The sequence below is a fragment of the Vibrio sp. M250220 genome, assembly GCF_036533795.1.
Classification (GTDB): Bacteria; Pseudomonadota; Gammaproteobacteria; order Enterobacterales; family Vibrionaceae; genus Vibrio.
The window spans coordinates 62,165-86,251 of the sequence record NZ_JATABI010000009.1; the positions used below are offsets into that span (position 1 = coordinate 62,165).

Genomic DNA, 24,087 nt, shown 5'->3' on the forward strand with positions numbered 1-24,087 from the left:
GTAACATACATATCCGTTAAATGACAAGCAAAAACTCATTCTTTTTTCACATTCTTTCAGCATCTAGCCAAGCTATATAACAACCTTGATAAGAAAATGAACTAACTATCAGGGGGATAAATAATGAGCATCTACAAGATGGATTCACTATGGGATTAGCCATTATTCACAGTCGAGCCTGTGTGGGTGTTGAAGCACCTTCGGTGACAGTCGAAGTACATATTAGTAATGGTATGCCCGGTTTTTGTTTGGTTGGGTTACCCGAAACGACGGTTAAAGAATCACGAGATAGAGTTCGCAGCGCCATTGTTAATTCACGCTTTGAGTTTCCAGCTAAACGAATTACGGTGAATCTTGCTCCTGCCGATCTTCCCAAAGAGGGAGGAAGGTTTGATCTGCCCATTGCGTTGGGTATCTTGGCCGCTTCAGAGCAAATACCTACCGTCGCGTTATCTGAGCGAGAATTTATTGGTGAATTGGCACTGTCAGGTGAACTGAGATACGTCAAAGGTGTTCTACCTGCTGCTTTAGCCGCAAATCGTGTCAAACGTAGCTTAGTTGTACCACATCAAAATGGTGATCAAGCGGCGTTGGTTGGGGCGGAACGGCATAAATCAGCTCACAGTCTACTTGAAGTGTGTGCAGACCTTTCGGGCCAGCAACCCTTGTCTCTTCACCAAAGCGAATACCTGGAGAGTCAGTCGCATTTACAGCGTGACATGCAGGACATTATTGGTCAGCAACAAGGCAAACGCGCCTTGGAAATAGCCGCTGCTGGCAACCACAATTTGCTTTTTCTAGGCCCTCCAGGGACGGGTAAAACGATGTTGGCGTCGAGGCTGTGTGACTTATTACCCGAGATGTCGGATCAAGAAGCGCTAGAAACCGCTTCGATAGCCTCACTGACACAACAAGAGATTAATGTTCATAATTGGAAACAGAGGCCATTTCGTGCTCCACACCATACAAGTTCAATGGCAGCCTTAGTGGGAGGTGGCTCTATTCCGAGACCGGGTGAAATTTCACTCGCCCACAATGGTTTGTTGTTTCTTGATGAGATGCCAGAATTTGAACGCAAAGTGTTGGATTCTTTGCGGGAACCTCTTGAGTCCGGTGAAATTATTATTTCACGCGCGCAAGGAAAAACACGATTTCCGGCACGTTTTCAGTTGGTTGGCGCTTTGAACCCTAGTCCTACGGGGTATTACGAGGGCAATTTATCTCGAGTTAACCCACAAGTTATTTTGCGCTATTTGAGTCGTTTGTCAGGGCCTTTACTTGACCGATTCGATATGTCGTTGGAAATCCCTGCCTTACCAAAGGGGACTCTAGCAGAGGGGGGTGACAGAGGAGAATCGACCTCGGTTGTCAAACAGCGAGTGCTGCTAGCGCGTGAAAAAATGCTCTCGCGTGCCAACAAGGTTAATGCTTTACTCACTAGTCGAGAAATCGAGAGTTATTGTCCACTGCAAAAGCAGGATGCGCAGTTTCTAGAAAATGCTTTGCATCGATTGGGTCTATCGATTCGTGCTTATCACCGAATCATTAAAGTTGCTCGTACCATTGCTGATTTAGAAGGTTCACCTCAAATAGAGCGTAACCATCTTGCTGAGGCCCTTGGTTATCGTTCTATGGACCGACTGCTGCGACAACTTACCGAACAAGCGGTATAGATTGAATGGAAGCCCACAGAAGGTGTTCAGTGGGCTTTCCGATGCTTAAAACTTGTAGTTAACACCTATGGAGAATATTAACTGTTGTTCTTGGTAAAAGTTGATGTTTGAGTCTTTTTGCCCATAACCAGCAAACGAGATCAGAGACCAATCACGCAAGCCCATTAATTGTTGGTACTCATAGGCCGCAAACAGGCTAAATTCATCATCAGTACGCGTTGTATTGTAAACCGGATGAGAGGCGTCGTAACTGAAGTGCGTGTAGCCAGCTGTGAGAGCAAACTGGTGACGCTCCATTACTTTAAATAGGGATAGTTCGCCTCTCCATGAAGTAAAGGAATAGGCATCCCCTTCAGCATCCGATTTTACCAACGTAATGGAGGGGGCTAAAAATGTACCGGGTTGGATGCGCATCCGATAGTCGCCTTTTAGGTAGAGTTTGTCTGCATCTCTTTTTAAAAGGTGAGCCGATGATACGTAGCCAGAATCTAGACCTGAACGTTCGTTCTCTACTTCCTGACTGGCATAAGCGGTGTCCAAGCTAAAGCCAGAATTATTAATATTGCTGAATTTTAGACGGAAGGCATTGCCTTTCTCATCGGTTACGCTTCTTGCTGGACCTGTTTTAAAAGGATCTGACCATGTTTCACCAGACATGATTGTCGGTAGGAAAGAGGCATCAATCACTGTTCCATTTGCCAGCAGTTGCTTATAGCCCAACTCTAACGCTAAGGTACCTACTGCGATATCTTCTCTAGATGTACCCACATATAGCTGTCTATCTAGCTGGCTTCCAAACGTATAGGCGATGCTACCGAGAGGTACAGGGATAAAGCTGCTGTCACTTTCACCTTTTTGGGTGTTGTCATTAATGGTTGCGTTGGCATCGGTATTGAAATTGGATGTTGAAGAAAGGTAACCGGCGCTCAACGAAATTTCACCACTGATACCAGCGGTGTCTGACAACTGGGCCATCGCTGGAGCAGCGCAGAAGCAGAAAATGGCAGTTGAGAGCATGATAGGTTTGGTGCTCATTGTGAGTTCTCCAAAAGTGTAATGCTAAATAAGGTGACATCACCGGAAATAGTGTTGATTAACTACTCTGACCATAGCCAGATTAGTTTCAAACTTTCCAATGGCTTGTATAATTACACGCTGTTTTATTATCCATTAGTAAAACTATATTAAATTTTCTTCAAATCTCATTATTAAGCGTTATGTTGGCACATTTACTTCTTATTCTGAATGTTTCCTTAGTTATCTTAAACTCAGCTTTGTGTTCGGTAGCTATCTGTATTATCGCTGTATTCAAGCTTCTTCTTCCAACTGCGGCGCTGAAAGCGAAAGGCACCCAATTAGCCAATAAAGTGATGTGGCTATGGGCGACGATTAACTCGGCCATTCTGAATGTTTCGAACCAAGTTGAATGGGATGTTCAGGGGGGAGATGAGCTGAAGAAAGACGGTTGGTATTTAATGATCAGTAACCACCTGAGTTGGACTGATATTGTCGTGTTGTGCTGTGTGTTTAAAGATCGCATTCCAATGCCCAAGTTTTTCCTTAAACAACAATTACTCTATGTTCCTTTCATTGGAATGGCTTGCTGGGCGTTGGATATGCCATTTATGCGCCGTTATTCGCGGGAGTATCTGATTCGTCATCCAGAAAAGCGTGGTCAGGATCTCGCAACCACTCGTCGTTCATGTGCCAAATTTAAACACACGCCGACAACAGTGGTGAATTACGTAGAGGGGACTCGTTTTACACCGCAAAAGCAGCGTAAGAGTACAGCTGGCTATGACTATCTGCTCCAACCTAAAACAGGTGGCATTGCCTACACGTTAGCGGCGATGGGCGACCAGTTTGATAATATTATCGATGTCACACTGGCTTACCCTGACAATACAGAAAAGCCATTTAAAGATGCTTTGATGGGAAGAATGCAAAGAATAGTGGTTCGTACTCAGGTTCTGCCTGTTGATGAAAAAGTGCGAGGTGATTACTTTAACGACAAACCGTATAAACGTCAGTTTCAGCAATGGTTGGGAGATGTTTGGAAGGAAAAAGATGCTGTGCTCAAGGAGCTGCATCAGGAAAAGTAATTGCATCATTGGGATCAAAAAGGGAGCCGTATGCTCCCTTTTTTGATCTGTAGCGATTACTTCAGTGTCAGTAGATAGTTGACCAATGCAAAGTATTCATCAAGCGTTTTAATCGATTGAGCCTGTACTAAGTATTTGTTGTTGACCACAACGGCTGGCACACCGGAAAGACCGCTATCTTTGAACTGCTTGTCGAAACGACGAACCATAGAATCCACAGCAAAACCATTGAACGCAGCATCGAACTTGTCTGCATCGACACCTTCATCAAGGAAGATTTGGCGTAATTCCTCATCATTCTTTGGTGCTTTGCGCATGTTATGAATTCGGTCAAACAGCACAGGTGTCATCTTGTCTTCGATCTTTAGCACAATCATGGTGGCGTAAGCCTTGCTCATTGACTCTCCCATGTTGCCACCCATAAAAGAGACGTGGTTCTTCTGGAACTTAGCATCTTTAGGTAGCTGCGCTTTTAGCTGCTGAATGATAGGCTCAAAGGTATTACAGTGAGGGCAGTAGAACGAGAAAAACTCAGTCACTGTCGGTTTCTTTGAAGCTTCAAGTTCAAGGACTTTATAGTGTTCACCTTGACTAAATTGTGCAGCATGAGCCGATAAGCTCAGCATCATTGTTGCGACGAGTGCAAACAGCTTTTTCATTCTTAACTCCATGTGTAATTATTGTTGTTACCACTGTGGCATGAGTGAAAGTGGTGGTTCATTGAGGGCAGATATCTGCTCTTTAAAACCGAGAACCTGGCTTTCCCAATATTTTGGATCATTAAACCATGGAAAGGCGAGAGGAAATGCCGGGTCCTGCCATCTTTTTGCTAGCCATGCCATATAGTGCACCATACGTAGACCACGCAAAGGTTCGATTAGTTTCAATTCATTGAGATTAAAGTCATTAAATTCTTGATACGCTTCTAATATGATGTCGAGTTGCATTATTTTGTCAGCCCGATCCCCACTCAGTAGCATCCATAGATCCTGAATGGCAGGGCCATTGCGAGCGTCGTCTAGGTCGACGAACATAGGACCATCTCTCCACAGAATGTTGCCTGGGTGGCAATCGCCATGCAGACGTATCATGCTGGTGGAGTCCGTCCAGTGCGTCTCGAGATTGCTGATCAGCAGGTCAAGATCATTGAAAAAGGCGTTTTCCAAATGCATGGGAATAAACGTTGAGTTTTGCAGTAATTTGCGCGGCTGATAAACATACTCTTCGAGACCAATAGTGGGTCTGTGTTTGAATACCTGCTTTGAGCCGACTTTGTGGATACGACCTAAGAAACGGCCAACCCCTTCCAATTGTTCTAGGTTATCCACTTCAAATTGACGACCACCAACACTGGCAAACAGGGCAAATAGATACCCCTGATAGTGATGCAGAGTTTGACCATTAATGACGACGGGTGGCGCGACGGGAATTTCTGATTCGATCAGCTCAAGCGTAAAATGATGCTCTTCCTGAATCTGTTCCTGACTCCAACGCTCTGGGCGGTAGAACTTCACCACATAACGCTGACGTTCTTCATCAGTGAACTGATAAACGCGGTTTTCATAACTGTTGAGTGCCAAGAATCCCGATTCGGCGCGTATACCTATGCTCTCGAGGGCATACCACATAAAGTCAGGCGTTAATGCATCAAAGTTAAAGGCTTGCTGTATCATAAAATAAAAGAGGCTCATTGCTGAGCCTCTTTCCATTGGGTGAGTAGACAGTCTAGAGCTTCTTAATGAAGCGACTTTCTACGGTAATAGTGAAGTCTTCGCTGTCCGACAGTATAAACTGAATTGTTGAAACAGGAGAGCTGAGTTTGTCAGGGTTAACACCTAGGCTCATCGGAAGGTTAAGTACCTCACCAGGAGCTACCTGTACCGTCTGTTTTCCATACCAAGAGACATCACTCAGTCCTTCAACATTGAGCTGATACTCTTGCTGTTGCTGAGTTTTATTGATGATCTTTAGAGTGTATGTGTTTTCTATTTCACCTAGCCCATTCACTCTGAATAACTGGTTACGATCGCGAAGTACGCTTAGACCCGCAGGATCGACGCTAGCGACTTGAACAAAAAATAGACCAATCATAACGAGTAGAACGGCTCCATAACCGATCAGTTTAGGGCGAGCGACCTTGGTGTGCTTGCCTGATAAACGATGTTCGGTCGTGTAGCTGATCAATCCTTTGTCATAGCCCATTCGTTCCATCGTGTTGTCACACGCATCAATACAGGCACCACAGTTGATACATTCGTACTGTAGACCATCACGAATATCGATACCTGTAGGGCAGACCTGCACACACAGGTCACAATCAATACAATCACCCAAGCCTAGTGCTTTTGGATCGGCTTTGCGCGAACGAGGACCACGTGTTTCTCCACGTTTAGTGTCATAACCGACGATAAAGGTATCTTTGTCGAACATGGCTGACTGGAAACGAGCGTATGGGCACATGTGAATACACATAATTGAACGCATCCAACCTGCGTTGGCATAGGTACAAATTGCAAAGAATAACACCCAGAATACTGGCCAGAACTCAGCGTTAAAGGTGAAAAAGCCGACGACGAGTTCTTTGATTGGCACAAAGTAACCGGTAAAAGTAAAGCCTGTGGCCAGCGCAATCGCCCACCAAGCGAGATGTTTTGCTGTTTTGCGCATTGCAAGATTGGCTGTGAGCTTGCCAGAGTCTTGTTTGCGACGTTTATTAGCACTGCCTTCGAGCTTTTCTTCAAACCATATGTACATAAAGGTCCAGACGGTTTGTGGGCAGAGGTAGCCACACCATACACGGCCTAAGAAGGTCGTGAGGAAAAATAGGCCAAATGCGGCGATCATAAACAGCAGTGCAAGTAGTGTGAGGTCTTGCGGGTAAAGGGTTGTACCGAAAAAGTTAAACTGCTGATGGCCAATGTCTAACAAGATGGCTTGTCGGTCTCCGTAAGAGAGCCAAGGAATGAGTGCGAAAAATAGCAGTAGGAACCAACCACCATAGCGGCGTAATTTTTGAAAGGTACCTTTACTTTCGCGAACATAGATTCGGTTGCTTGGGTTAAACCTGTCCCCCTTAGTTTTATGAGTCTTAGGGTTAAAGGTCTTGGGAGTCACATCTTTGATATCGATTTTATCCTGACTCATTACGCTTCCTTCTTTAGGCTAATTGGCGAGATTTCTTATGTTCTCGCTCAGTAGACATTGCTGACTATTATTTTAGTAATCTCTTATGTTCGGCGATTATATACGCTATAACATTATTATTTCTTTAACACTATCAACCTTTAACAACAAAAATCATTACAGTTTTAAAAATTAATCGCCTAACAGTTTGGGTTTTAAGGGCAGTATGCGTATAAAAAAAAGCGACCACTGGTCGCCTTTGGGAGAGATCTTTTTTAGTCGATGATTCCACGAGCGCGTAAAATCGCCGTTTTAAAATCATCTTCTTGGTCTTTTTTCAGACCAGGGATCATTTCATCTTTGCTGCTGTTGCGCATTTTTAGGTGGTAGATCAGTACGTCATCGGTCAACTCTTCAAGTTTCCCGTGGTAACCCGCTTCTTGCGCTAGTTGGACGATAAACTGCAGCAGGTTCATTTCCTGATCTTTTTGCCACTCAGGTTCGAGCAGTTCGAGCAGTTCTTCAATTCGATGGCATTTCATTGGTTTTCTCCACACAACTTATAATGATTTGTCGCTAAAGGTAACAAATAGGTGCGGAGAAGGTAAGAAAAAAGCGCAGCCTAGACTGCGCTTTTTAATTAAGCTGCTTTAACCACTTTAGGAGAAGCGGCAGCCATCAAGGCTGTTTTTTCAACTAAAGTCATGGTAGTAGCGACTTGTTTTGCCATTGGAGCGGTCGCAAAACCACTACGACGGCGCATCGCACTACGATTTGTGTGCGAAAACCTGACTGCTGTTGGGCGCATCGAGTTACCTAACTGTCAGGCATATCCATTGCCAATGTAATGGCCTGATTAACTATGAGTTGAGCTCCATTACTGAAGTTTGGCTCTTCTGGCGCACGCCAATCCAAATAATTAATCAGGAATATTGATATGCAAGCACATCAATAAATAGATTAGCATTATCAGTAAGATTGGTCGATATCTAATCGATGTGTAGATGCTGCAATAATGTGAACAAGTCACTAGTAGTGAGACAGCAAACAAGATTAGTATGAAAACATTGTTATAGTCTCGTGTTTGCCAAGGAGGTGTGTATGTCGTTGTTTAAGAAAACGCTGGCGACGTTTGGTATTGGCTCAGCAAAAGTCGACTCTGTGCTTCAGCAAGAAGTGCTGTATCCGGGACAAAAACTCAATATTACGATTCATGTCTACGGTGGCTCGACTGCGCAAGAGATTGATAACATCGATCTCAAGCTATACTGCCGCTATATCAAAGAGGTTCCTGCTAACCACGATAAAGAGAAAGCCAATGCAGGGCGAATGCGCCGTGTACCGGCAAGTTATGCGTTAGCTGAGTGGTCACTTCCATATGCGTTCACCATTGAACCAGGCGAAAGTCGAGACTTCTCTGTAGAACTTGATGTGCCTTGGAATACTCCAGTCACGATTGGTGATTCCAAAGTCTGGCTTGAAACTGGTCTAGACATCGCAATGGCTAAAGATCCAACCGATAAAGATATCCTGACGGTACGACCTGATCCTCTTCTCGATGGTATTTTCACAGCACTGGAAGAACAAGGCTTACGTATTCGTCAGGTGGAGTGTGAAGCTGTCGACGGTTTTGCCATGCCGTTTGTGCAGGAGTTTGAGTTCGTGCCAACCACGGGGCCGTTTCACGGTCGCTGGCGAGAGTTAGAAGTGGTTGCTTATCGTAGTGAAGACGAGCTGCAATTGTGGTTTGAGATTGATCGCCATCGAGAAGGCGCTAAAGGTATGCTTGCAAGCTTACTGGGTATCGGTGATCTCAAGCGTCAGATGTCGATTCCGCTGCATACATCAGCTCAAGAAGCGGGGCAGAAAGTTATCGAGTATTTGGATAACCACTCTTAACCAAAAAGTAACCATTTTCAGCTTACAAGTGTAAGCTTAATGTGCCATACTCCTGAGTAATTATTCCAATCGTTACTCAAGAGTAAGGTCAAATGTCTGCGAATCCAGCCGCTGCATACAGTGTTAAAGAAGAGTTTGCCAATACGATCACCCATGCTTTAGGAATGGTGCTGAGTATTGTTGGCTTGGTACTGTTACTGCTCAAATCTACAGAACACAACGCCGATACGCTGACAATTACCAGCATGAGTATTTACGGCGGCAGCATGATTGTGCTGTTTCTTGCTTCTACTCTCTACCATGCCGTCCCCTATCAAAAAGCGAAACGAGCGCTTAAAACTTTCGACCATTGTGCTATCTACTTACTTATAGCGGGTAGCTATACACCGTTTCTTCTGGTGAGTTTGCGTACACCTTTAGCAATCAGTTTGATGGTGGTGATTTGGAGTATTGCTCTGTTTGGCATCATTATGAAGATGGCGTTTGTCTATCGGTTCAAACGGCTTTCTCTTGCCACGTATCTGATCATGGGTTGGTTATCATTGATAGTGATTTATCAATTAGCGATGCATTTAGCGCTTGGAGGGCTAACTTTGCTTGCTGCTGGTGGAGTGATCTATTCGTTGGGTGTGATCTTCTATGTTGCTAAACGCATCCCCTACAATCATGCAATCTGGCATGGCTTTGTTTTAGCAGGATGCGCTTGCCATTTTTTCGCGATTTATCTTTATGTCGACCCTGTTTAACGGGTTTCGACTTTGATGATTTTTGCGTTGATTTGGTACTGCTCAGCGCGTTCAACAGGGATCTTGATTGTTTTACCTGCGACGGCCTGTTGAGGTCTTAGGTAGGTATCAGCAAGGCGCTTGATGGAAGTCCAAACCGCAAATGTTTGTTCAGAGATAACCTCTCCAGACATGTTTAATAACTCTACCTCTACTTCAACCAGTACGACAGACTGAGTGCTTTGGTTCGTCAAAGAGGTCTCAATAACCAACTGATCAGATTGATACTGTGCAGATCCAAGCAGTACATCAACGCCAGAGTCAGATAGCTGCATTACTGGTTTTTGACTACCAAGTTGAATTACGCTGCCCACTTGTCGGTTAATCACAGGAATAGCCGCGACGGTTTTTACTGGGATAGACGGTGTATCAGTTGACGCTTAAACTATGTATTGCCAAGTAAAATCATCATTCAGCTGTACTTGGCGCCCATCGGCAAGAGTGACTGTCTGCGCCGCGTAAATCATAGTGCTCGCAAGCAAGCATGAAAGTCCAATCGTCGTTTTCATATTTATTCCTTAACGTCGCCAGAAGGCAGGGAAGAAAAGCACCAGTAGAGTCAGTATCTCTAAGCGTCCCATTAACATTCCCAGGCTGAGGAGCCATTTAGCAGCGTCAGGTAGGGGAGCAAAGTTGCCTGTTGGTCCGATAATAGAACCCATCCCAGGCCCAACGTTTGCAACCGCAGTAATAGAGCCCGAAATACTGGTAATTGGGTCAAGGCCCATGGCACTCAGTCCCCCAGCAATCGCGATAATCGTGATAAAAAAAGTTAAGCCGAAAGCCACTACTGAACGCACGATATCATCATTGACCGGACGGTTGTTGTAGCGTTGAACAAATACACCAGAAGGGTGAATTAGTTTCATCATCTGCTTGTTGAGTAGGGTTACAGCAATCTGAAAGCGGAACACTTTGATGCCGCCAGAGGTAGAACCGGAGCAGGCGCCTGCCATCATTAAGAACGCAAATAGAGTGGTTGGCAGAGCTCCCCAAGCGGTGAAATCTTCAAGACCAAATCCGGTGGTAGTGACAACGGAGACGATGTTAAACATGGATACTCGCAGGGCATCGAGCACCGCATAGCCATCTCGAATCACCAACCAAGCAGATATAATTAGACTGCTTATAAGAAATAAATAAGTGAATCCACGCACCTGAGCATCATTGAGCAGCTCATTCAAGCGACGTTTTCTGATGACGGCAACGAACAGTAAGAAGGGCAGTCCACCTAAAAACATAAACAAGGTCGCGACCCAATGAGCGCCATTTGAGAAGTGGTTCATTGAACCATCAGAAGTGGAGTAGCCACCAGTCGATAGCGTGGTAAAGGCATGGTTAATGGCCTCAAATAGATTCATTCCTGTTATCAGGTAGCCAACAATACACAAACCCGTTAACGCCAGATAAACCGCAACAATGTTTTTAGCCACTGTTTTGGCTCTTGGGCTACTTTTATCTGACCAGTCTGATGATTCGGTATGGAAGAGCTTCATACCACCAACGTTTAACATCGGAAGAACCGCAACAGCCATGACGATAAAGCCAATGCCTCCCAGCCACTGCAATATTGAACGCCACAGCAGGATACTTGGCGCCATATTGTCTAGCCCACTTAGCACCGTAGACCCAGTAGTAGTGATGCCTGACATGGTTTCAAAGTAGGCGTCAGTGAAACTGATATGATTGATAAACACGAATGGTAAGGCGGCAAAAGCACTGGCGATAGTCCATACCAAACTGGTGATCAGAAACATGTCACGCACACTGAGTTTAAAGTCTCTCGTTCGCCCGACACTTAGGCAGCAGAAGGCGGCTAAATGGGTGATTAGCACAGCTTGACCAAATTCGAGAAAACCCGAAGTACCAGTGATAAAGGCGACTAAGGTGGGGACGTACATAAATAGGGCTAGTTTAGAAAGTACTAACCCTATTACAAAAAGTACGGGACGAAAGTTAACCATAACCCGAGCCTATAGGAAGAATGGACTTGGCTGGAATAGTGCTTCTACGTCTGGTACGTACTTCTTATCAACGAGGAACATCACTACGTGATCATCCTGTTCGATAACCGTACGGTCATGGGCAATGAGTACCTCTTCACCACGGACGATTGCGCCGATAGTGGTACCCGGTGGTAGTTTGATGTCGCCAATCGCTCGGCCAACCACCTTGGACGTGGTTTCATCGCCGTGGGCGATTGCTTCGATTGCTTCAGCGGCTCCACGACGTAGTGAAGATACGTTGACAATATCTGCTCGACGCACGTGGGTTAGCAGTGCTGATATTGTGGCCTGCTGTGGTGAGATCGCAACGTCGATAACACCGCCTTGTACAAGGTCAACATAGGCACCGCGTTGGATCAACACCATTACCTTCTTTGCTCCCATACGTTTGGCGAGCATGGCTGACATAATGTTGGTTTCATCTTCGTTGGTTAGAGCAATAAATACATCAACCTGATCGATGTTCTCTTCAGCTAGCAATTCTTGGTCGGCAGCATCGCCACAGAAAACAATGGTGTTCTCTAGTTCTTCAGACAGCGTTTCAGCTCGCTGATAGCTTCGTTCAATAAGTTTGACGCTGTAGGACTGCTCAAGACGACGCGCTAGGCTGGCACCGATGTTACCCCCACCGACGATCATGATGCGACGATAAGGCTTTTCAAGACGTTGCAGTTCACTCATGACTGAGCGGATATGATTGCTGGCGGCGACAAAGAACACTTCATCATCAGCCTCGATAATGGTTGTACCCTGAGGTCTGATAGGTCGACCTTGACGGAAAATCGCCGCTACACGAGTATCGATATGCGGCATGTGTTCACGCAATGCCGACAGCGCGTTACCCACTAATGGGCCTCCGTAATAGGCTTTCACCGCAACCAGGCTGACTTTCTGTTCTGCGAAGCTCACAACCTGTAAAGCTCCTGGATACTGGATCAAGCGTTCGATGTAACTGGTGACGAGTTCTTCAGGTGCAATTAAATGATCGACGGGTACGGCACCAGATTGGAATAGTGCTTCTTTTTCAGCGAGGTATTCTGGTGAACGAATACGAGCGATACGGTTTGGTGTATTAAACAGAGAAAAAGCCACCTGACAAGCGGCCATGTTAGTTTCATCCATGTTGGTTACTGCAACCAACATATCAGCATCTTGTGCACCGGCTTCGCGCAGTACGTCTGGGTGACTTGCGTGACCATTAACCACACGGAGATCGTATTTGTCTTGAAGCTCACGCAGACGATCTGAGTCTCTATCGACGATGGTTATGTCGTTGTTCTCACCGACAAGGTTTTCTGCCAACGTGCCGCCAACTTGACCCGCACCAAGAATGATGATTTTCATACCGTTTTCTCGTTTAACTACTTAAAAAGGCGACAGGATTGCTGCCGTCCTATCACTTACGCGTTCTTAGTTAGGATGGCGTAATAGAAGCCATCCATATCCTCTTCACCTGGTAAAATCTGACGTCCAGGGTTACTCACATCTGAACCTTGCAACTGAGCGTCTGAAGTGCGAGCTAGGAAAGCTTTCACCTGCTCCTTGTTCTCTTGAGGTGTGATTGAACAGGTTGCATACACTAGAGTGCCGCCCGGCTTCAGTTGTTGCCACATTGCATCAAGGATTTCGCTTTGTAGCTCGGCCAAGGCGGCAATGTCGTCAGCTCGGCGTAACCACTTGATATCAGGGTGACGACGAATAACGCCAGTCGCAGAACAAGGTGCATCGAGTAGAATGCGATCAAATTGCTCACCTTGCCACCAATCTTGCGGATTTCGTGCGTCACCGCAAATCACTTTGGCTTTGAGGTTCAAACGCTGCAAGTTATCGTGAACGCGCTTCAAACGTGTATCGTCGCAATCAATGGCAACCACTTCACAACCCTGAGTGCGTTCCAGAATGTGTGCTGTTTTACCGCCAGGGGCCGCACAACAGTCTAAGATCAATTCGCCATCTTGCGGTGTTAGGTAGTTAATCGATAACTGCGCGGCCGCATCCTGAACGGACACCCAACCTTTTTCAAAGCCAGGCAGTTTTGTCACGTCACATGGGGTGGCCAATTTTAAGGCGTCTTTGGCTTCACTATGAATCGTGTTATCAATGTTTTCATTTTTAAGTAATTCAAGGTATTCATCACGCGAGTGGTGTTGGTGGTTAACACGTAGCCACATTGGTGCTTTGTTGTTGTTCGCTTCAACAATCTCTTGCCACTGCTCTGGATAGCTCTCTTGAAGTAACTTCAGTAGCCAACTTGGATGACCATATTTGCCAGCATTGTGACTCACCGCTATTGCGTCTAACTCTTGCTGATGACGCTGATAATTACGTAAAACTGCGTTGATCAAGCCGCGTAGACGTGGGCCTTTAAGAGTGTTTGTTCCCTCTACCGTTTCACCTACCGCCGCATGTGCGGGAATACGCATAAAGCTAAGTTGGTAGATACCGACCAGAATCAGGTGGTGAAAGACACGTTGTTTACCTTTGAGTGGCTTATCCATCAACTCGTTGGCAATGGATTCCAAGCGTGGGAGGTAACGTAGTGCACCATAACAAATCTCTTGTAATAGTGCGTGGTCACGAGGCTTGATAGTTTGTTGAGCCGCAGGGAGTGCGCTCGAAAGAGAGTGACCTTTGTCGACCACTTGGAATAGGACGTTGGCTGCAGCAGCGCGAACATTCATGTTGAGTACCTTAATGGTGCGAGAGCATCTCTGCTCTCGAAAAGTTCGTAATAGTGAGCCCAATGATAATGACTGGGCTCGAATGGGGACTAGCTAAGTACGCTACCCACTTCAAACCAGTTTGCACGAGAGTTAAGAATATCTTGTACTGGCATGGCTTTTTTACCCGGTATCTGTAGCTGTTCTAGGACAAGTACACCTTTGCCTGTCGCGACATAGATACCAGACTTGTCTGCTTGCAAAATTGTGCCCGCAGGTTTCGCTGAAGTTTGCTCTTCAACACGGCTTTGCCAAACTTTGATGCTATTTTCAGCGGCATCAAAGTGGCTCATTGGCCAAGGATTGAACGCACGGACGCAACGCTCGATGTGTTGAGCCTCATCATTCCAGTTGATAAGAGCTTCTTCTTTGCTGAGTTTTTTCGCGTAATTTGCCAGTTCATCGTCTTGCTTTTCTGCCACTGCCGTACCATTCGCGATATCTGTTAGGCATTCCACCAAAGCTTGAGGACCAAGTTCTGCCAACTTCTCGTACATTGATGCGCTGGTGTCGTTAGCCTCAATAGGTAGAGTGGCAATTTTTAGCATATCGCCAGTATCAAGGCCGATATCCATTTGCATGATGGTCACGCCAGTCTCTTTGTCACCCGCCCAAATAGAACGTTGAATCGGAGCCGCACCACGCCAGCGTGGAAGAATTGAACCGTGAACGTTAATACAACCGAGTCTTGGTGTATCGAGTACCGCTTGAGGCAGAAGCAGACCGTAAGCAACCACAACCATGAGATCGGCATTCAGTTCTGCCAATTCTTGTTTCGCCTCATCTGATTTGAAGTTTTCTGGCTGATATACCGGAATGTTATGCTCAAGAGCGATATTTTTAACTGGGCTTGCTGTCAGCTTCTTACCTCGACCCGCTGGGCGATCTGGTTGAGTGTAAACAGCAATGATCTCGTGCTCCGAAGACAACAACGCCGCCAAGTGACGGGCGGCGAAATCCGGAGTACCAGCAAAAACAATTTTTAAAGGTTTGCTCAAGGTACCTTCCTTCTATTAGTTAGCGATTAAGCGTTCGTATTTTTCTCGTTGAAGCGTTTAATTTTCGCAAGCTTGTCTTGGATGCGTTTACGCTTTAGAGGCGAAAGATAATCTACAAAAAGTTTGCCTTCTAAGTGGTCAAGCTCATGCTGAATACAAATAGCTAATAGATCGTCAGCTTCAAAAGTGAATTCTTCGCCATCACGATTAAGTGCTTTTACCGTTACTTCAGCTGCTCGTGGCACAAGTGCACGTGCGCCAGGAACCGATAGACAGCCTTCTTCAATGCCATCTTCACCGCGTTTTTCGATGATTTCTGGGTTGATCAGAACCATAGGTTCGTCACGGGTATCGGAAACATCGATAACAACGATACGTTGGTGGAAATCTACTTGGGTTGCAGCCAAGCCGATACCTTCTTCGTCGTACATGGTTTCAATCATGTCATCAACGAACTTTTGAATCTCAGGTGTCACTGCTTCTACGGGCTTTGCCACTGTGCGCAGGCGATCATCTGGGAATGTTAATACTTGTAATACAGACATATACACTCGAATGTTGAACTGTGCCAAATCAGGATAAACCTTGTTGGCTCAATTCTAGACATTTTACATCTCAAATGACAGCATCAATGCGGCTTTTTGAGTCGCTTCTTGTTCATGAAGCGAGTGATGTCGATGACACAACCACGCAACTAGAGCTGCTAATTGTGGTGGTTTTGTTAAGTGATTGAGTGCTTGGTGCATATTTACGGGGTAGGAAATCTTTAAACTTCAAGCTGCCTACGTACCCCTAAGGCAAGCTTGTATAACATCAAGGAATAACAGTGATATCTGATGAAGAACTCAGTGCTTGGTTGTCACTGTATTTTACTCCCGGAATTGGCTCTAAGAGCTTTACTCGCTTATTGGAATACGATTCTCCCATCAATATCGTTACCTCTAAAGCGACTGCCTTATTAGCTCTAGGAATGAACGACAGGCAGGTTGACTATCTTCACCATCGCGCACGGAAAGATGTAGAGCAGTGTTTTGATTGGCAGGCGCAGATGGGCAATAACCACATCGTCACATTACTTGATCAAGGTTATCCCGAACTTTTAAAACAGGCTTCAGGTTCACCCGCAATTTTATTTGTTAAAGGGAGTGTTGAGAGCTTGTCGCAACCTCAAATAGCGATAGTGGGCAGTCGATCCGCCAGTCATGAAGGGCTTGATACGGCTCGTCAATTTGCCAAGCATTTGGTGAAGCAGGGTTTAGCTGTGACCAGTGGGCTAGCGCTTGGGGTCGATGGATACGCACATGATGGTGCTCTACAGGGGGGCGGACAAACTCTTGCCGTTTTAGGGTGTGGTTTACAGACCGTTTATCCTACACGCCACCGTGATTTGGCGGGTCGAATTCTTGATGCTGGAGGCGCGCTTGTTTCTGAATTGCATCCTCATGCCAAACCAAAGTCGGCACACTTTCCGCGTCGTAACAGAATAATTAGTGGCCTTTCTGTTGGTGTTTTGGTTGTCGAGGCGGCGGAAAAGAGTGGTTCCCTTATTACTGCTCGTTACGCTCTTGAACAAGGGCGAGAAGTGTTTGCCTTGCCAGGTTCAATTCACAATGTGAACGCGAGGGGATGTAACCTTCTGATTAAACAGGGGGCTTGCTTGGTATTAACGGTGGATGACATTGTGAGTGAAGTAGAAACGCTTTTGCAGTGGTCTAACAAAAGTGAGCCTCCGATTCAAAATGAGCTATTCAATGAAATTGGTGGTAAAGAACAATTGCCATTTTCTCAGCTGTTAGCTAACGTAGGAAGTAAGGCTACACCAGTTGATATTCTTGCAAACAGGACCAATATACCTGTGCAGGAAGTCATGATGCAGCTCTTGGAGCTTGAGCTCTCAGGGCATGTTGTTGCAGTTAGTGGTGGCTATATTCTTAAGGGGAGGGGCTAGCTATGATGATGGATATCCTAATGTATCTATTCGAGACCTACATCCATAGCGATGCAGATTTACAGGTCAATCAAGATGAGCTAGAAGAAGAGCTTCTTCGCGCTGGTTTTCATCAAAAAGACATATACAAAGCTCTCGTCTGGCTAGAAGAGTTAGCAGCACTGCAGCAAAGTGAAACTCACTCGGCGATTTCAGTGTGTAGCACTTCAAACTCAACTCGTATTTATACGGCTAAAGAGTGTGAACGTCTTAGCCTTGAATGTCGTGGTTTTTTAACCTTTTTAGAGCAGGTTAATGTGTTGACGACAGAAACTCGTGAAATGGTTGTCGACCGTATTATGGGTTTAGAAACTGATGAGTTTGAGTTAGACGATCTGAAATGGATTGTGTTGATGGTGCTATTTAATGTGCCAGGTAATGAAAACGCTTATACGCTTATGGAAGAGCTGTTGTATACCAAAGAGCAAGGTATTCTGCATTAATCTTCAAGAGTAGATATGAGTAACAAAATAGATCATCAGCTGTTCTCTGCCCATGAACATGCGTTAGAGCATCAAGCATGTCCTAAGTGTCAGGAACAGCACCGTGAGGGTGAACTTCAGCTTCGTCATGGTAGGCATGGTCCTTTTCTCGGTTGCAACCAGTATCCGGCCTGCGACTACATTAAGCCATTGCATCAAAATGATGGCCATATCGTTAAAGAGTTAGGTGTAGCGTGCCCAGAGTGCGGTAATGAACTGGTTTTGCGTCAGGGTCGCTATGGCATGTTCATTGGATGCAGTCACTATCCCCAGTGCCAACATATTGAGTCGCTCGAAAAGCCAAAACAAGAGCAAACGCCACAAACGTACACTTGTCCTGAATGCCATAAAGGACAGCTTGTCGAACGTAAAACGCGCTTTGGCAAACTCTTTTATGCTTGTGACAACTATCCAAAATGCAAGTTTGCCGTGAATCAACCCCCAGTTGGAGGCAGTTGCGAGCAATGTGGTTATCCACTATTAGTCGAGAAGAAACTCGCCAGTGGCAATAAGCGCCAGTGCGCAAATCGGAAATGTCATCACACCCAATCAGAGCAATAAAAAACGGCGCATAAAGCGCCGTTTTTGCTTCTTATTCTCTATTCCGAGAAGTGCTCGGCAAATTCATGCACCGCAGGAAAAGCTTGCTTATCAAGCAGGTTGGCCAGTGCACATAATTTGCGCTGAAGCTCACCGTTGTAGTCTCCACAGACATTGATATGTCCCATCTTGCGTCCAGCACGTTTCTCTTTGCCGTACCAGTGGATATGACACCCATCCATCGCAAGCACTTCTGTTGGTAATGTATCTTCACCTAAGATGTTGATCATTGAGGTCGAACGGATCAGTTTTGTACTGCCAAGTGGTAAGCCACACACTGCACGTAGATGGTTTTCAAACTGACAGGTTTCTGCACCTTGTTGAGTCCAGTGACCTGAGTTGTGTACTCGTGGGGCGATTTCATTGACCAGCAGGGTGCCGTCGACATCAAAAAATTCCAGCGCTAATACACCCACATACTCGAGTCGCTCTGCGATCGCAGTAAACATCGCCTTTGCTTGTTCTTGCAGTTCAGTATCTGCAATCGCGGTTGAGAGAGTCAGCACGCCGTCTGTGTGGATGTTCTCTGCGAGTGGGTAGACGGCGATTGAACCATCTTTACCACGAGCACCAACCAAAGAGACTTCTCGGTTGAAAGGAACAAACTGTTCTGCAACGATCGCTTGTGTAGGCGTTGCCGCAATGCAATCAGCCATCTCAGTCCAGATTTGCTCTACTTGAGCCATCTCTTTCAAACGCCATTGACCTTTGCCATCATAGCCACCTAGCGCACTCTTGAGCACCATTGGAATACCGACATGGTCGATAGCCTGATCGAAATCTTCGCGCGTCTCGATCACATAATACTTAGCATTGCGAACATCCGCTTGATCGAGAAGCGACTTTTCAAGTCGACGATCGCCGCCAGCTTTAATCGCTTGTGTTGATGGGAGAAACTTTCCGCTTTGCTCGCAGATCTCAAGAATAGGATGTGGAATATGTTCAAACTCTGCGGTGATGACATCCGCTTTTTCGATCGCATTTTCCAACCCGTGGCCAATAACTGCTTGTGTTAGTGGGTGAACAATATTTTCACTACCGACATCGTAGGCAGAGATCTCAATGTTAAGAGGTGCACCAGCAAGTGACATCATTCGCGCCAGTTGGCCTGCGCCTAACACTAAAACATGCATCGACTTAATCCTCTGCTGGATTTGGGTTTGCTAGAACGGTTTCAGTTTGCTCACGACGGAAAGCTTCCACTTTCGCCATGATTTCTTCATCGTGAGTACCTAGGATTTGAGCGGCGAGAATGCCTGCGTTTGCTGCGCCAGCCTCACCAATAGCAAGAGTACCAACTGCAATCCCTTTCGGCATCTGAACGATGGAGTACAGTGAATCCAATCCACTCAGTGCACGAGACTGAACGGGTACACCCAGTACAGGTAGAGATGTAAAGGCTGCCGCCATACCTGGTAGATGTGCTGCGCCACCTGCGCCAGCAATAATCACTTTTAGCCCACGTTGCTTTGCGGTGGTTGCGTAATCTGCAAGAAGCTGAGGGGTACGGTGCGCTGACACAACTTTGGTTTCGTACTCAACGCCAAACTTGTCTAGCATTTCTGCGGCTAGCTTCATTGTTGGCCAATCTGATTTTGAACCCATGATGATACCGACTTTCATCTCAAACTCCTTCAAAGCACATAGAATAGTGAGCAAATAATTTGAGCGCATTATACGGGGATTTTCGATCGAAGCAAACGTTTGCTTTGGGTTTGAAAGCGACGCCTATGAATTTGTCGACAAATAGCTTTAGTGTGTGGTTGCGAATGTTTGTACACTTGTGCGGATTGATGATTAATAGGAAGTGACTTGGTGGATAACTTTGATAAGGCGCTCAGCGCTTTGCGTAATGGTGAAGTCATCGCTTACCCAACCGAAGGCGTGTTTGGGGTCGGATGCGATCCCGATAATCCTCAAGCCATTGATAAGCTACTAAAACTCAAACAGAGACCAAAGGACAAAGGGCTGATTCTCATCGCAGCAAGTTACCAACAGTTGCTGCCTTATATTGATGAATCTCAGTTGACGCCAAAGCAGTTAGAGCAAGTAAAGCAAAGTTGGCCCGGACCGGTAACTTGGATCATGCCTTGTAGCGACAAAGTCTCTGTCTGGGTTTGCGGTCAATATAATTCGATTGCAGTTCGTGTGAGTGATCATCCTTTGGTACAAAAGATGTGTAATGTATTTGGAAAGCCGTTAACCTCTACCAGCGCGAATTTGACTGGTCAGCCACCCTGTATGACGACTGATGAAGTCTACCAGCAATTGGGTAGCCAATTGGTTGCTGTCTTGGAGGGGGAAACAGGGGGGCGTAATAAACCCAGTGAGATTCGTGATGCTAAAACCTCACAAGTATTAAGACAGGGATAACCCTGCAGTTAAGGAAGTCGTATGTCAGCCATAGATAAACTAGCGGTTAAGCAGTTTTTAATGAAACTTCAGGATTCAATTTGTCAGCAATTGGAAGAGGCTGATGGACAAGCGGTGTTTGTCGAAGATGCATGGCACCGTGAACCTGGGGAGAAATTGGGCGGGGGCGGCCGTACTCGTGTCATGAAAGATGGTGCGGTATTTGAACAAGGTGGAGTTAACTTCTCCCATGTTGAAGGGAAAGAGATGCCGGCCTCAGCAACAGCGCATCGTCCTGAACTGGCTGGGCGTCGTTTTGAAGCGATGGGGGTCTCTTTGGTTATGCACCCGAATAACCCTTATGTACCAACCTCTCACGCTAATGTACGTTTCTTTATTGCCGAGAAAGAGGGTGAAGACCCTATCTGGTGGTTCGGTGGTGGTTTCGATTTAACGCCATTCTACCCATTCGAAGAAGATGCTCAGTACTGGCACAATACGGCTAAGGAAGTGTGTGCCCCATTCGGTAGCGAAGTTTATCCAGAACATAAAGCTTGGTGTGACCGATATTTCTATCTCCCTCATCGCGATGAAACTCGTGGTGTTGGCGGCTTGTTCTTTGATGATCTCAACCATTGGGAATTCGACAAGTGCTTTGATTACATCAAGGCGGTAGGTGAAGGTTATACTCAAGCTTATTTGCCTATTATCGAGCGTCGTAAAGAGACTGCATACGGCGAGCGTGAACGTCAGTTCCAGTTATATCGCCGAGGTCGCTATGTTGAGTTTAACCTAGTGTTTGACCGTGGCACTCTATTTGGCCTACAGAGTGGTGGCCGGACTGAGTCGATCCTAATGTCGATGCCTCCGCTTGCGCGTTGGGAGTATGCTTATCAAGTTGAACCTAACTCACCGGAAGCTGAGCTCTATGATCATTACCTTAAACCAAGAGAGTGGTAAGGCTTTCTTCCTTATATAGATAGTGATAGGGTCAACTTAACTTAGTTGACCCTTTTTATTTCTGCAGGTAAGGATATGACACAGCAAATAGATCGCTACGCCGTTTTTGGTAATCCCATTGGACACAGTAAATCACCATTTATTCACACTCTATTTGCCCGCCAGACTAACCAGTCTCTTACTTACACAGCAGAGCTTGCGCCTGTTGATGAATTTAACAGTGCCGCAAAGATGTTTTTTTCTACTGGCGGCAAAGGGTGCAATGTGACAGTGCCGTTCAAAGAAGATGCTTACCAATTCGCGACACGACTTACTGAGCGAGCGAAACTCGCTGGTGCGGTCAATACCTTAAAGAAGCTAGATGATGGTGAAATCATTGGTGACAACACTGATGGGGAAGGGCTGGTACAAGATCTGTTGCAACACCAAGTGCCGCTGAAAGATGCGCGAATACTTATCATTGGTGCTGGTGGCGCAGCGAGAGGGGTAATAAAGCCATTACTTGATCAACAACCAAGTGAAATCGTTATTACCAACCGAACATTCTCCAAGGCGTTGCAGCTTGAAGAGATGTTTTCTCCATATGGACGGGTCCATTCCGTAGCAATGTCAGAGATAAATGATGGCTTTGATGTGGTGATTAACTCTACGTCGGCGAGTCTAAGTGGTGAACTCCCTGAAATCTCTCCTGATATATTTACTAAGCATACGCATGTCTACGACATGATGTACAGTGCGGGCAACACAGCGTTTAATCAATGGGCTATAGATAATAAGGTAGCCGCTGCCTACGATGGCTTGGGTATGTTGGTTGGTCAGGCCGCAGAAAGCTTTATGTTGTGGCGTGGACTTCGACCAGGAACCAAACAAATTCTGCGCGAACTGCGTAAGAATCTAGAAGGAATGTAAAATTGAATCAGTCGATCCTATTTCCAGATCTACAGTCTTGGGATGAGCAACATAAAGAGATGACGTTCCCTGCTCAGCTGGCTGGGGCACTCATTGAATGTGTCATTACTCAGGCTGAATTGGAAAAATTATCCGGACAAACCATCAACAATGCTCAACAAGCCCTAGACCTCTTTACTCAATATCGTTTTGATCTAGAGGAACTTGCCGAGCAACTTATCGAAGATGAAGAGTTCAACGCTGATGGAAAAGTAGAGGTAACTAATTAAGTTCTTCTACCTGATGTAGGTAGTCCTCTTTGTTCTGTACATAGTTATCTGCAGACTTTTGCAAGAAAGCACGCTCGGCATCATTAAGAGGGCGTGCTTGTTTGATTGGGCTGCCTACATAAAGATAACCGCTTTGCAAAACCTTTCCGGGTGGAACCAGACTGCCTGCTCCTATCATTACCTCATCTTCTATTACAACACCATCCAGTACGATTGCGCCCATACCAACTAAAACACGGTCTTTGATGGTACAGCCATGAAGCATCACCTTGTGACCTATGGTTACGTCATTGCCAATAATAAGAGGGTAGCCTTCTGGGTTGGCTGCGTTTTTATGGGTAACATGAAGTACGCTTCCATCTTGGATATTAGTACGTTCACCAATATGGATATGGTTAACGTCTCCGCGAGCGGCCACCAAAGGCCAAACGCTAGAGTCATCGCCAATTTGAATGTCGCCAACTAAAATAGAACTACTATCTATATAGACGCGTTGGCCGATTTGGGGCTTGATACCTTTATAACTGCGCAGAGAGCTCATTTTATCTCCTAGTAAGAAGGGGGAATTTGCCAATATTGGCGTAGAAAAGTGACAAAAACAGATGGTTTTGAATAGAAAATACCCAAACAGCAAAAAAATCAAAAAAAACTCAAAAAAGCACTTGCCAATGTGATGGCGATCTCTATAATGCCCCCACGCTGACACGGGAACAGTTCGAAGCTAAGGTTTCGAAAGAATGAAAGCCCAGTTAGCAGGTCGCTTAGCCAAGTGGAAACACTTGAAAAAAGTTTGAAAAAAGTGGTTGACACTAAACTTTATCTCGCTAAAATGACCGCCTCTTCCGAAGTGATGTTGGTCACAAAGAAGAACAGCTCTTTAACAATATAAACCTATCAATCTGTGTGGGCACTCGTTGATGATAATCCAATTAGAAGCTTAGGCTTCAAATTAGGTTTCAATGAAACGAAGTGACCATTCGAATTGGGCAACAGCCTTGAGCTGTTTTGTTTTACTTTTTCAAAAGTAAAGACCAATAAGAGCACAGTCAATTCAAACATTACTTATGTAATGTTCAGTATTCATTGAGCCGAACAAAATCTTAAATTGAAGAGTTTGATCATGGCTCAGATTGAACGCTGGCGGCAGGCCTAACACATGCAAGTCGAGCGGAAACGAGTTAACTGAACCTTCGGGGAACGTTAACGGCGTCGAGCGGCGGAC

Annotated in this window: 25 protein-coding genes, 1 rRNA gene and 1 pseudogene; 12 read left to right on the forward strand and 15 right to left on the reverse strand. The window is 45.7% G+C overall.

The annotated features are described in order from the left end of the window. Nucleotides 1–149 precede the first annotated feature (149 nt). Nucleotides 150–1,673 (forward strand): YifB family Mg chelatase-like AAA ATPase, encoded by a 1,524-nt coding sequence (locus tag QTN94_RS05560; RefSeq protein ID WP_331427156.1) that lies wholly within the window; start codon nucleotides 150–152, stop codon nucleotides 1,671–1,673. A 45-nt stretch (nucleotides 1,674–1,718) separates the two neighbouring features. Here the strand turns inward: QTN94_RS05560 and QTN94_RS05565 are convergent, their stop codons facing one another. Further along, entirely contained in the window at nucleotides 1,719–2,708 is a 990-nt protein-coding gene (locus QTN94_RS05565) for a DUF2860 domain-containing protein (RefSeq protein ID WP_331417331.1), read from the reverse strand. Nucleotides 2,709–2,890: 182 nt separating this feature from the next. Here QTN94_RS05565 and QTN94_RS05570 point away from each other — a divergent pair, with 182 nt between their 5' ends. Further along, nucleotides 2,891–3,775, forward strand: coding sequence for an acyltransferase (locus tag QTN94_RS05570; protein WP_138972838.1), 885 nt, complete (start codon nucleotides 2,891–2,893; stop codon nucleotides 3,773–3,775). A gap of 56 nt (nucleotides 3,776–3,831) precedes the next feature. Here the strand turns inward: QTN94_RS05570 and QTN94_RS05575 are convergent, their stop codons facing one another. The 5 genes from QTN94_RS05575 to QTN94_RS05595 form a co-directional block, all read right to left on the reverse strand. Further along, nucleotides 3,832–4,434 (reverse strand): thiol:disulfide interchange protein DsbA/DsbL, encoded by a 603-nt coding sequence (locus tag QTN94_RS05575; protein ID WP_138972837.1) that lies wholly within the window; start codon nucleotides 4,432–4,434, stop codon nucleotides 3,832–3,834. Between the two features lie 27 nt (nucleotides 4,435–4,461). Continuing rightward, on the reverse strand, nucleotides 4,462–5,448 hold the full coding sequence (locus tag QTN94_RS05580; protein ID WP_138972890.1) for a serine/threonine protein kinase: 987 nt from the start codon (nucleotides 5,446–5,448) through the stop codon (nucleotides 4,462–4,464). 52 nt (nucleotides 5,449–5,500) lie between these two features. After that, the gene (gene ccoG, locus QTN94_RS05585) at nucleotides 5,501–6,919 is read right to left on the reverse strand and encodes a cytochrome c oxidase accessory protein CcoG (RefSeq protein ID WP_331427157.1); all 1,419 of its coding nucleotides are present in this window, start codon (nucleotides 6,917–6,919) and stop codon (nucleotides 5,501–5,503) included. A gap of 254 nt (nucleotides 6,920–7,173) precedes the next feature. Then, a complete protein-coding gene (locus tag QTN94_RS05590; protein ID WP_138972833.1) occupies nucleotides 7,174–7,440 on the reverse strand; it encodes a YihD family protein in 267 nt (88 codons plus the stop codon). A gap of 98 nt (nucleotides 7,441–7,538) precedes the next feature. Then, nucleotides 7,539–7,706, reverse strand: coding sequence for a hypothetical protein (locus QTN94_RS05595; protein ID WP_269378302.1), 168 nt, complete (start codon nucleotides 7,704–7,706; stop codon nucleotides 7,539–7,541). Between the two features lie 293 nt (nucleotides 7,707–7,999). Here QTN94_RS05595 and QTN94_RS05600 point away from each other — a divergent pair, with 293 nt between their 5' ends. Both QTN94_RS05600 and trhA read left to right on the forward strand, forming a co-directional pair. Continuing rightward, on the forward strand, nucleotides 8,000–8,797 hold the full coding sequence (locus tag QTN94_RS05600) for a sporulation protein (protein WP_331417337.1): 798 nt from the start codon (nucleotides 8,000–8,002) through the stop codon (nucleotides 8,795–8,797). A 92-nt stretch (nucleotides 8,798–8,889) separates the two neighbouring features. Next, a complete protein-coding gene (gene trhA, locus QTN94_RS05605; protein ID WP_331417338.1) occupies nucleotides 8,890–9,543 on the forward strand; it encodes a PAQR family membrane homeostasis protein TrhA in 654 nt (217 codons plus the stop codon). Here trhA and QTN94_RS05610 read toward each other — a convergent pair. The 6 genes and pseudogenes from QTN94_RS05610 to def form a co-directional block, all read right to left on the reverse strand. After that, nucleotides 9,540–10,091: pseudogene (locus QTN94_RS05610) on the reverse strand (DUF3157 family protein). The gene trhA and the pseudogene QTN94_RS05610 overlap by 4 nt on opposite strands. A 9-nt stretch (nucleotides 10,092–10,100) precedes the next feature. Further along, the gene (locus QTN94_RS05615; RefSeq protein WP_331417339.1) at nucleotides 10,101–11,546 is read right to left on the reverse strand and encodes a TrkH family potassium uptake protein; all 1,446 of its coding nucleotides are present in this window, start codon (nucleotides 11,544–11,546) and stop codon (nucleotides 10,101–10,103) included. A gap of 9 nt (nucleotides 11,547–11,555) precedes the next feature. Beyond that, nucleotides 11,556–12,932 carry a Trk system potassium transporter TrkA gene (gene trkA, locus QTN94_RS05620; RefSeq protein WP_331417340.1) on the reverse strand — a complete coding sequence of 459 codons (1,377 nt, stop codon included), beginning with the start codon at nucleotides 12,930–12,932 and terminating at the stop codon, nucleotides 11,556–11,558. A gap of 56 nt (nucleotides 12,933–12,988) precedes the next feature. After that, complete coding sequence (gene rsmB, locus QTN94_RS05625; protein WP_331417341.1) at nucleotides 12,989–14,269, reverse strand: 16S rRNA (cytosine(967)-C(5))-methyltransferase RsmB; 1,281 nt, start codon at nucleotides 14,267–14,269, stop codon at nucleotides 12,989–12,991. Between the two features lie 89 nt (nucleotides 14,270–14,358). After that, complete coding sequence (gene fmt / locus QTN94_RS05630; protein WP_331417342.1) at nucleotides 14,359–15,306, reverse strand: methionyl-tRNA formyltransferase; 948 nt, start codon at nucleotides 15,304–15,306, stop codon at nucleotides 14,359–14,361. A 26-nt stretch (nucleotides 15,307–15,332) separates the two neighbouring features. Next, nucleotides 15,333–15,851: a peptide deformylase gene (gene def / locus QTN94_RS05635; protein ID WP_331417343.1), complete on the reverse strand. Its 519-nt coding sequence runs from the start codon at nucleotides 15,849–15,851 to the stop codon at nucleotides 15,333–15,335. Between the two features lie 284 nt (nucleotides 15,852–16,135). Between def and dprA the strand changes: the two genes are divergently transcribed. From dprA to QTN94_RS05650, 3 genes are read left to right on the forward strand one after another with little or no spacing between them, the layout of a single operon-like run. Further along, entirely contained in the window at nucleotides 16,136–17,254 is a 1,119-nt protein-coding gene (gene dprA / locus QTN94_RS05640; protein ID WP_331417351.1) for a DNA-processing protein DprA, read from the forward strand. 2 nt (nucleotides 17,255–17,256) lie between these two features. Further along, the gene (locus QTN94_RS05645; protein WP_138972824.1) at nucleotides 17,257–17,736 is read left to right on the forward strand and encodes a DUF494 family protein; all 480 of its coding nucleotides are present in this window, start codon (nucleotides 17,257–17,259) and stop codon (nucleotides 17,734–17,736) included. A gap of 15 nt (nucleotides 17,737–17,751) precedes the next feature. Then, on the forward strand, nucleotides 17,752–18,336 hold the full coding sequence (locus QTN94_RS05650; RefSeq protein WP_331417344.1) for a DNA topoisomerase family protein: 585 nt from the start codon (nucleotides 17,752–17,754) through the stop codon (nucleotides 18,334–18,336). Between the two features lie 38 nt (nucleotides 18,337–18,374). Here QTN94_RS05650 and QTN94_RS05655 read toward each other — a convergent pair whose 3' ends face one another. Next, entirely contained in the window at nucleotides 18,375–19,508 is a 1,134-nt protein-coding gene (locus QTN94_RS05655) for a 5-(carboxyamino)imidazole ribonucleotide synthase (protein ID WP_331427158.1), read from the reverse strand. A gap of 4 nt (nucleotides 19,509–19,512) precedes the next feature. Further along, nucleotides 19,513–19,998, reverse strand: coding sequence for a 5-(carboxyamino)imidazole ribonucleotide mutase (purE, locus tag QTN94_RS05660; RefSeq protein WP_138972821.1), 486 nt, complete (start codon nucleotides 19,996–19,998; stop codon nucleotides 19,513–19,515). A gap of 192 nt (nucleotides 19,999–20,190) precedes the next feature. On the opposite strand from purE, the gene QTN94_RS05665 reads away from it, so the two are divergent. From QTN94_RS05665 to QTN94_RS05680, 4 genes are all read left to right on the forward strand, one after another. Beyond that, the gene (locus tag QTN94_RS05665) at nucleotides 20,191–20,748 is read left to right on the forward strand and encodes an L-threonylcarbamoyladenylate synthase (RefSeq protein WP_331417346.1); all 558 of its coding nucleotides are present in this window, start codon (nucleotides 20,191–20,193) and stop codon (nucleotides 20,746–20,748) included. Nucleotides 20,749–20,769: 21 nt separating this feature from the next. Continuing rightward, complete coding sequence (gene hemF, locus QTN94_RS05670) at nucleotides 20,770–21,687, forward strand: oxygen-dependent coproporphyrinogen oxidase (protein WP_331417347.1); 918 nt, start codon at nucleotides 20,770–20,772, stop codon at nucleotides 21,685–21,687. 75 nt (nucleotides 21,688–21,762) lie between these two features. After that, complete coding sequence (gene aroE / locus QTN94_RS05675; RefSeq protein ID WP_331417348.1) at nucleotides 21,763–22,596, forward strand: shikimate dehydrogenase; 834 nt, start codon at nucleotides 21,763–21,765, stop codon at nucleotides 22,594–22,596. Nucleotides 22,597–22,598: 2 nt separating this feature from the next. Further along, nucleotides 22,599–22,865 (forward strand): DUF1488 domain-containing protein, encoded by a 267-nt coding sequence (locus QTN94_RS05680; protein WP_331417349.1) that lies wholly within the window; start codon nucleotides 22,599–22,601, stop codon nucleotides 22,863–22,865. Here the strand turns inward: QTN94_RS05680 and QTN94_RS05685 are convergent. Further along, nucleotides 22,858–23,406, reverse strand: a complete 549-nt coding sequence (locus tag QTN94_RS05685) for a gamma carbonic anhydrase family protein (RefSeq protein ID WP_331417350.1) — start codon at nucleotides 23,404–23,406, stop codon at nucleotides 22,858–22,860. The genes QTN94_RS05680 and QTN94_RS05685 overlap by 8 nt on opposite strands. Nucleotides 23,407–23,967: 561 nt before the next feature. On the opposite strand from QTN94_RS05685, the gene QTN94_RS05690 reads away from it, so the two are divergent. Next, a 16S ribosomal RNA gene (locus QTN94_RS05690) occupies nucleotides 23,968–24,087 on the forward strand; the annotation flags it as partial.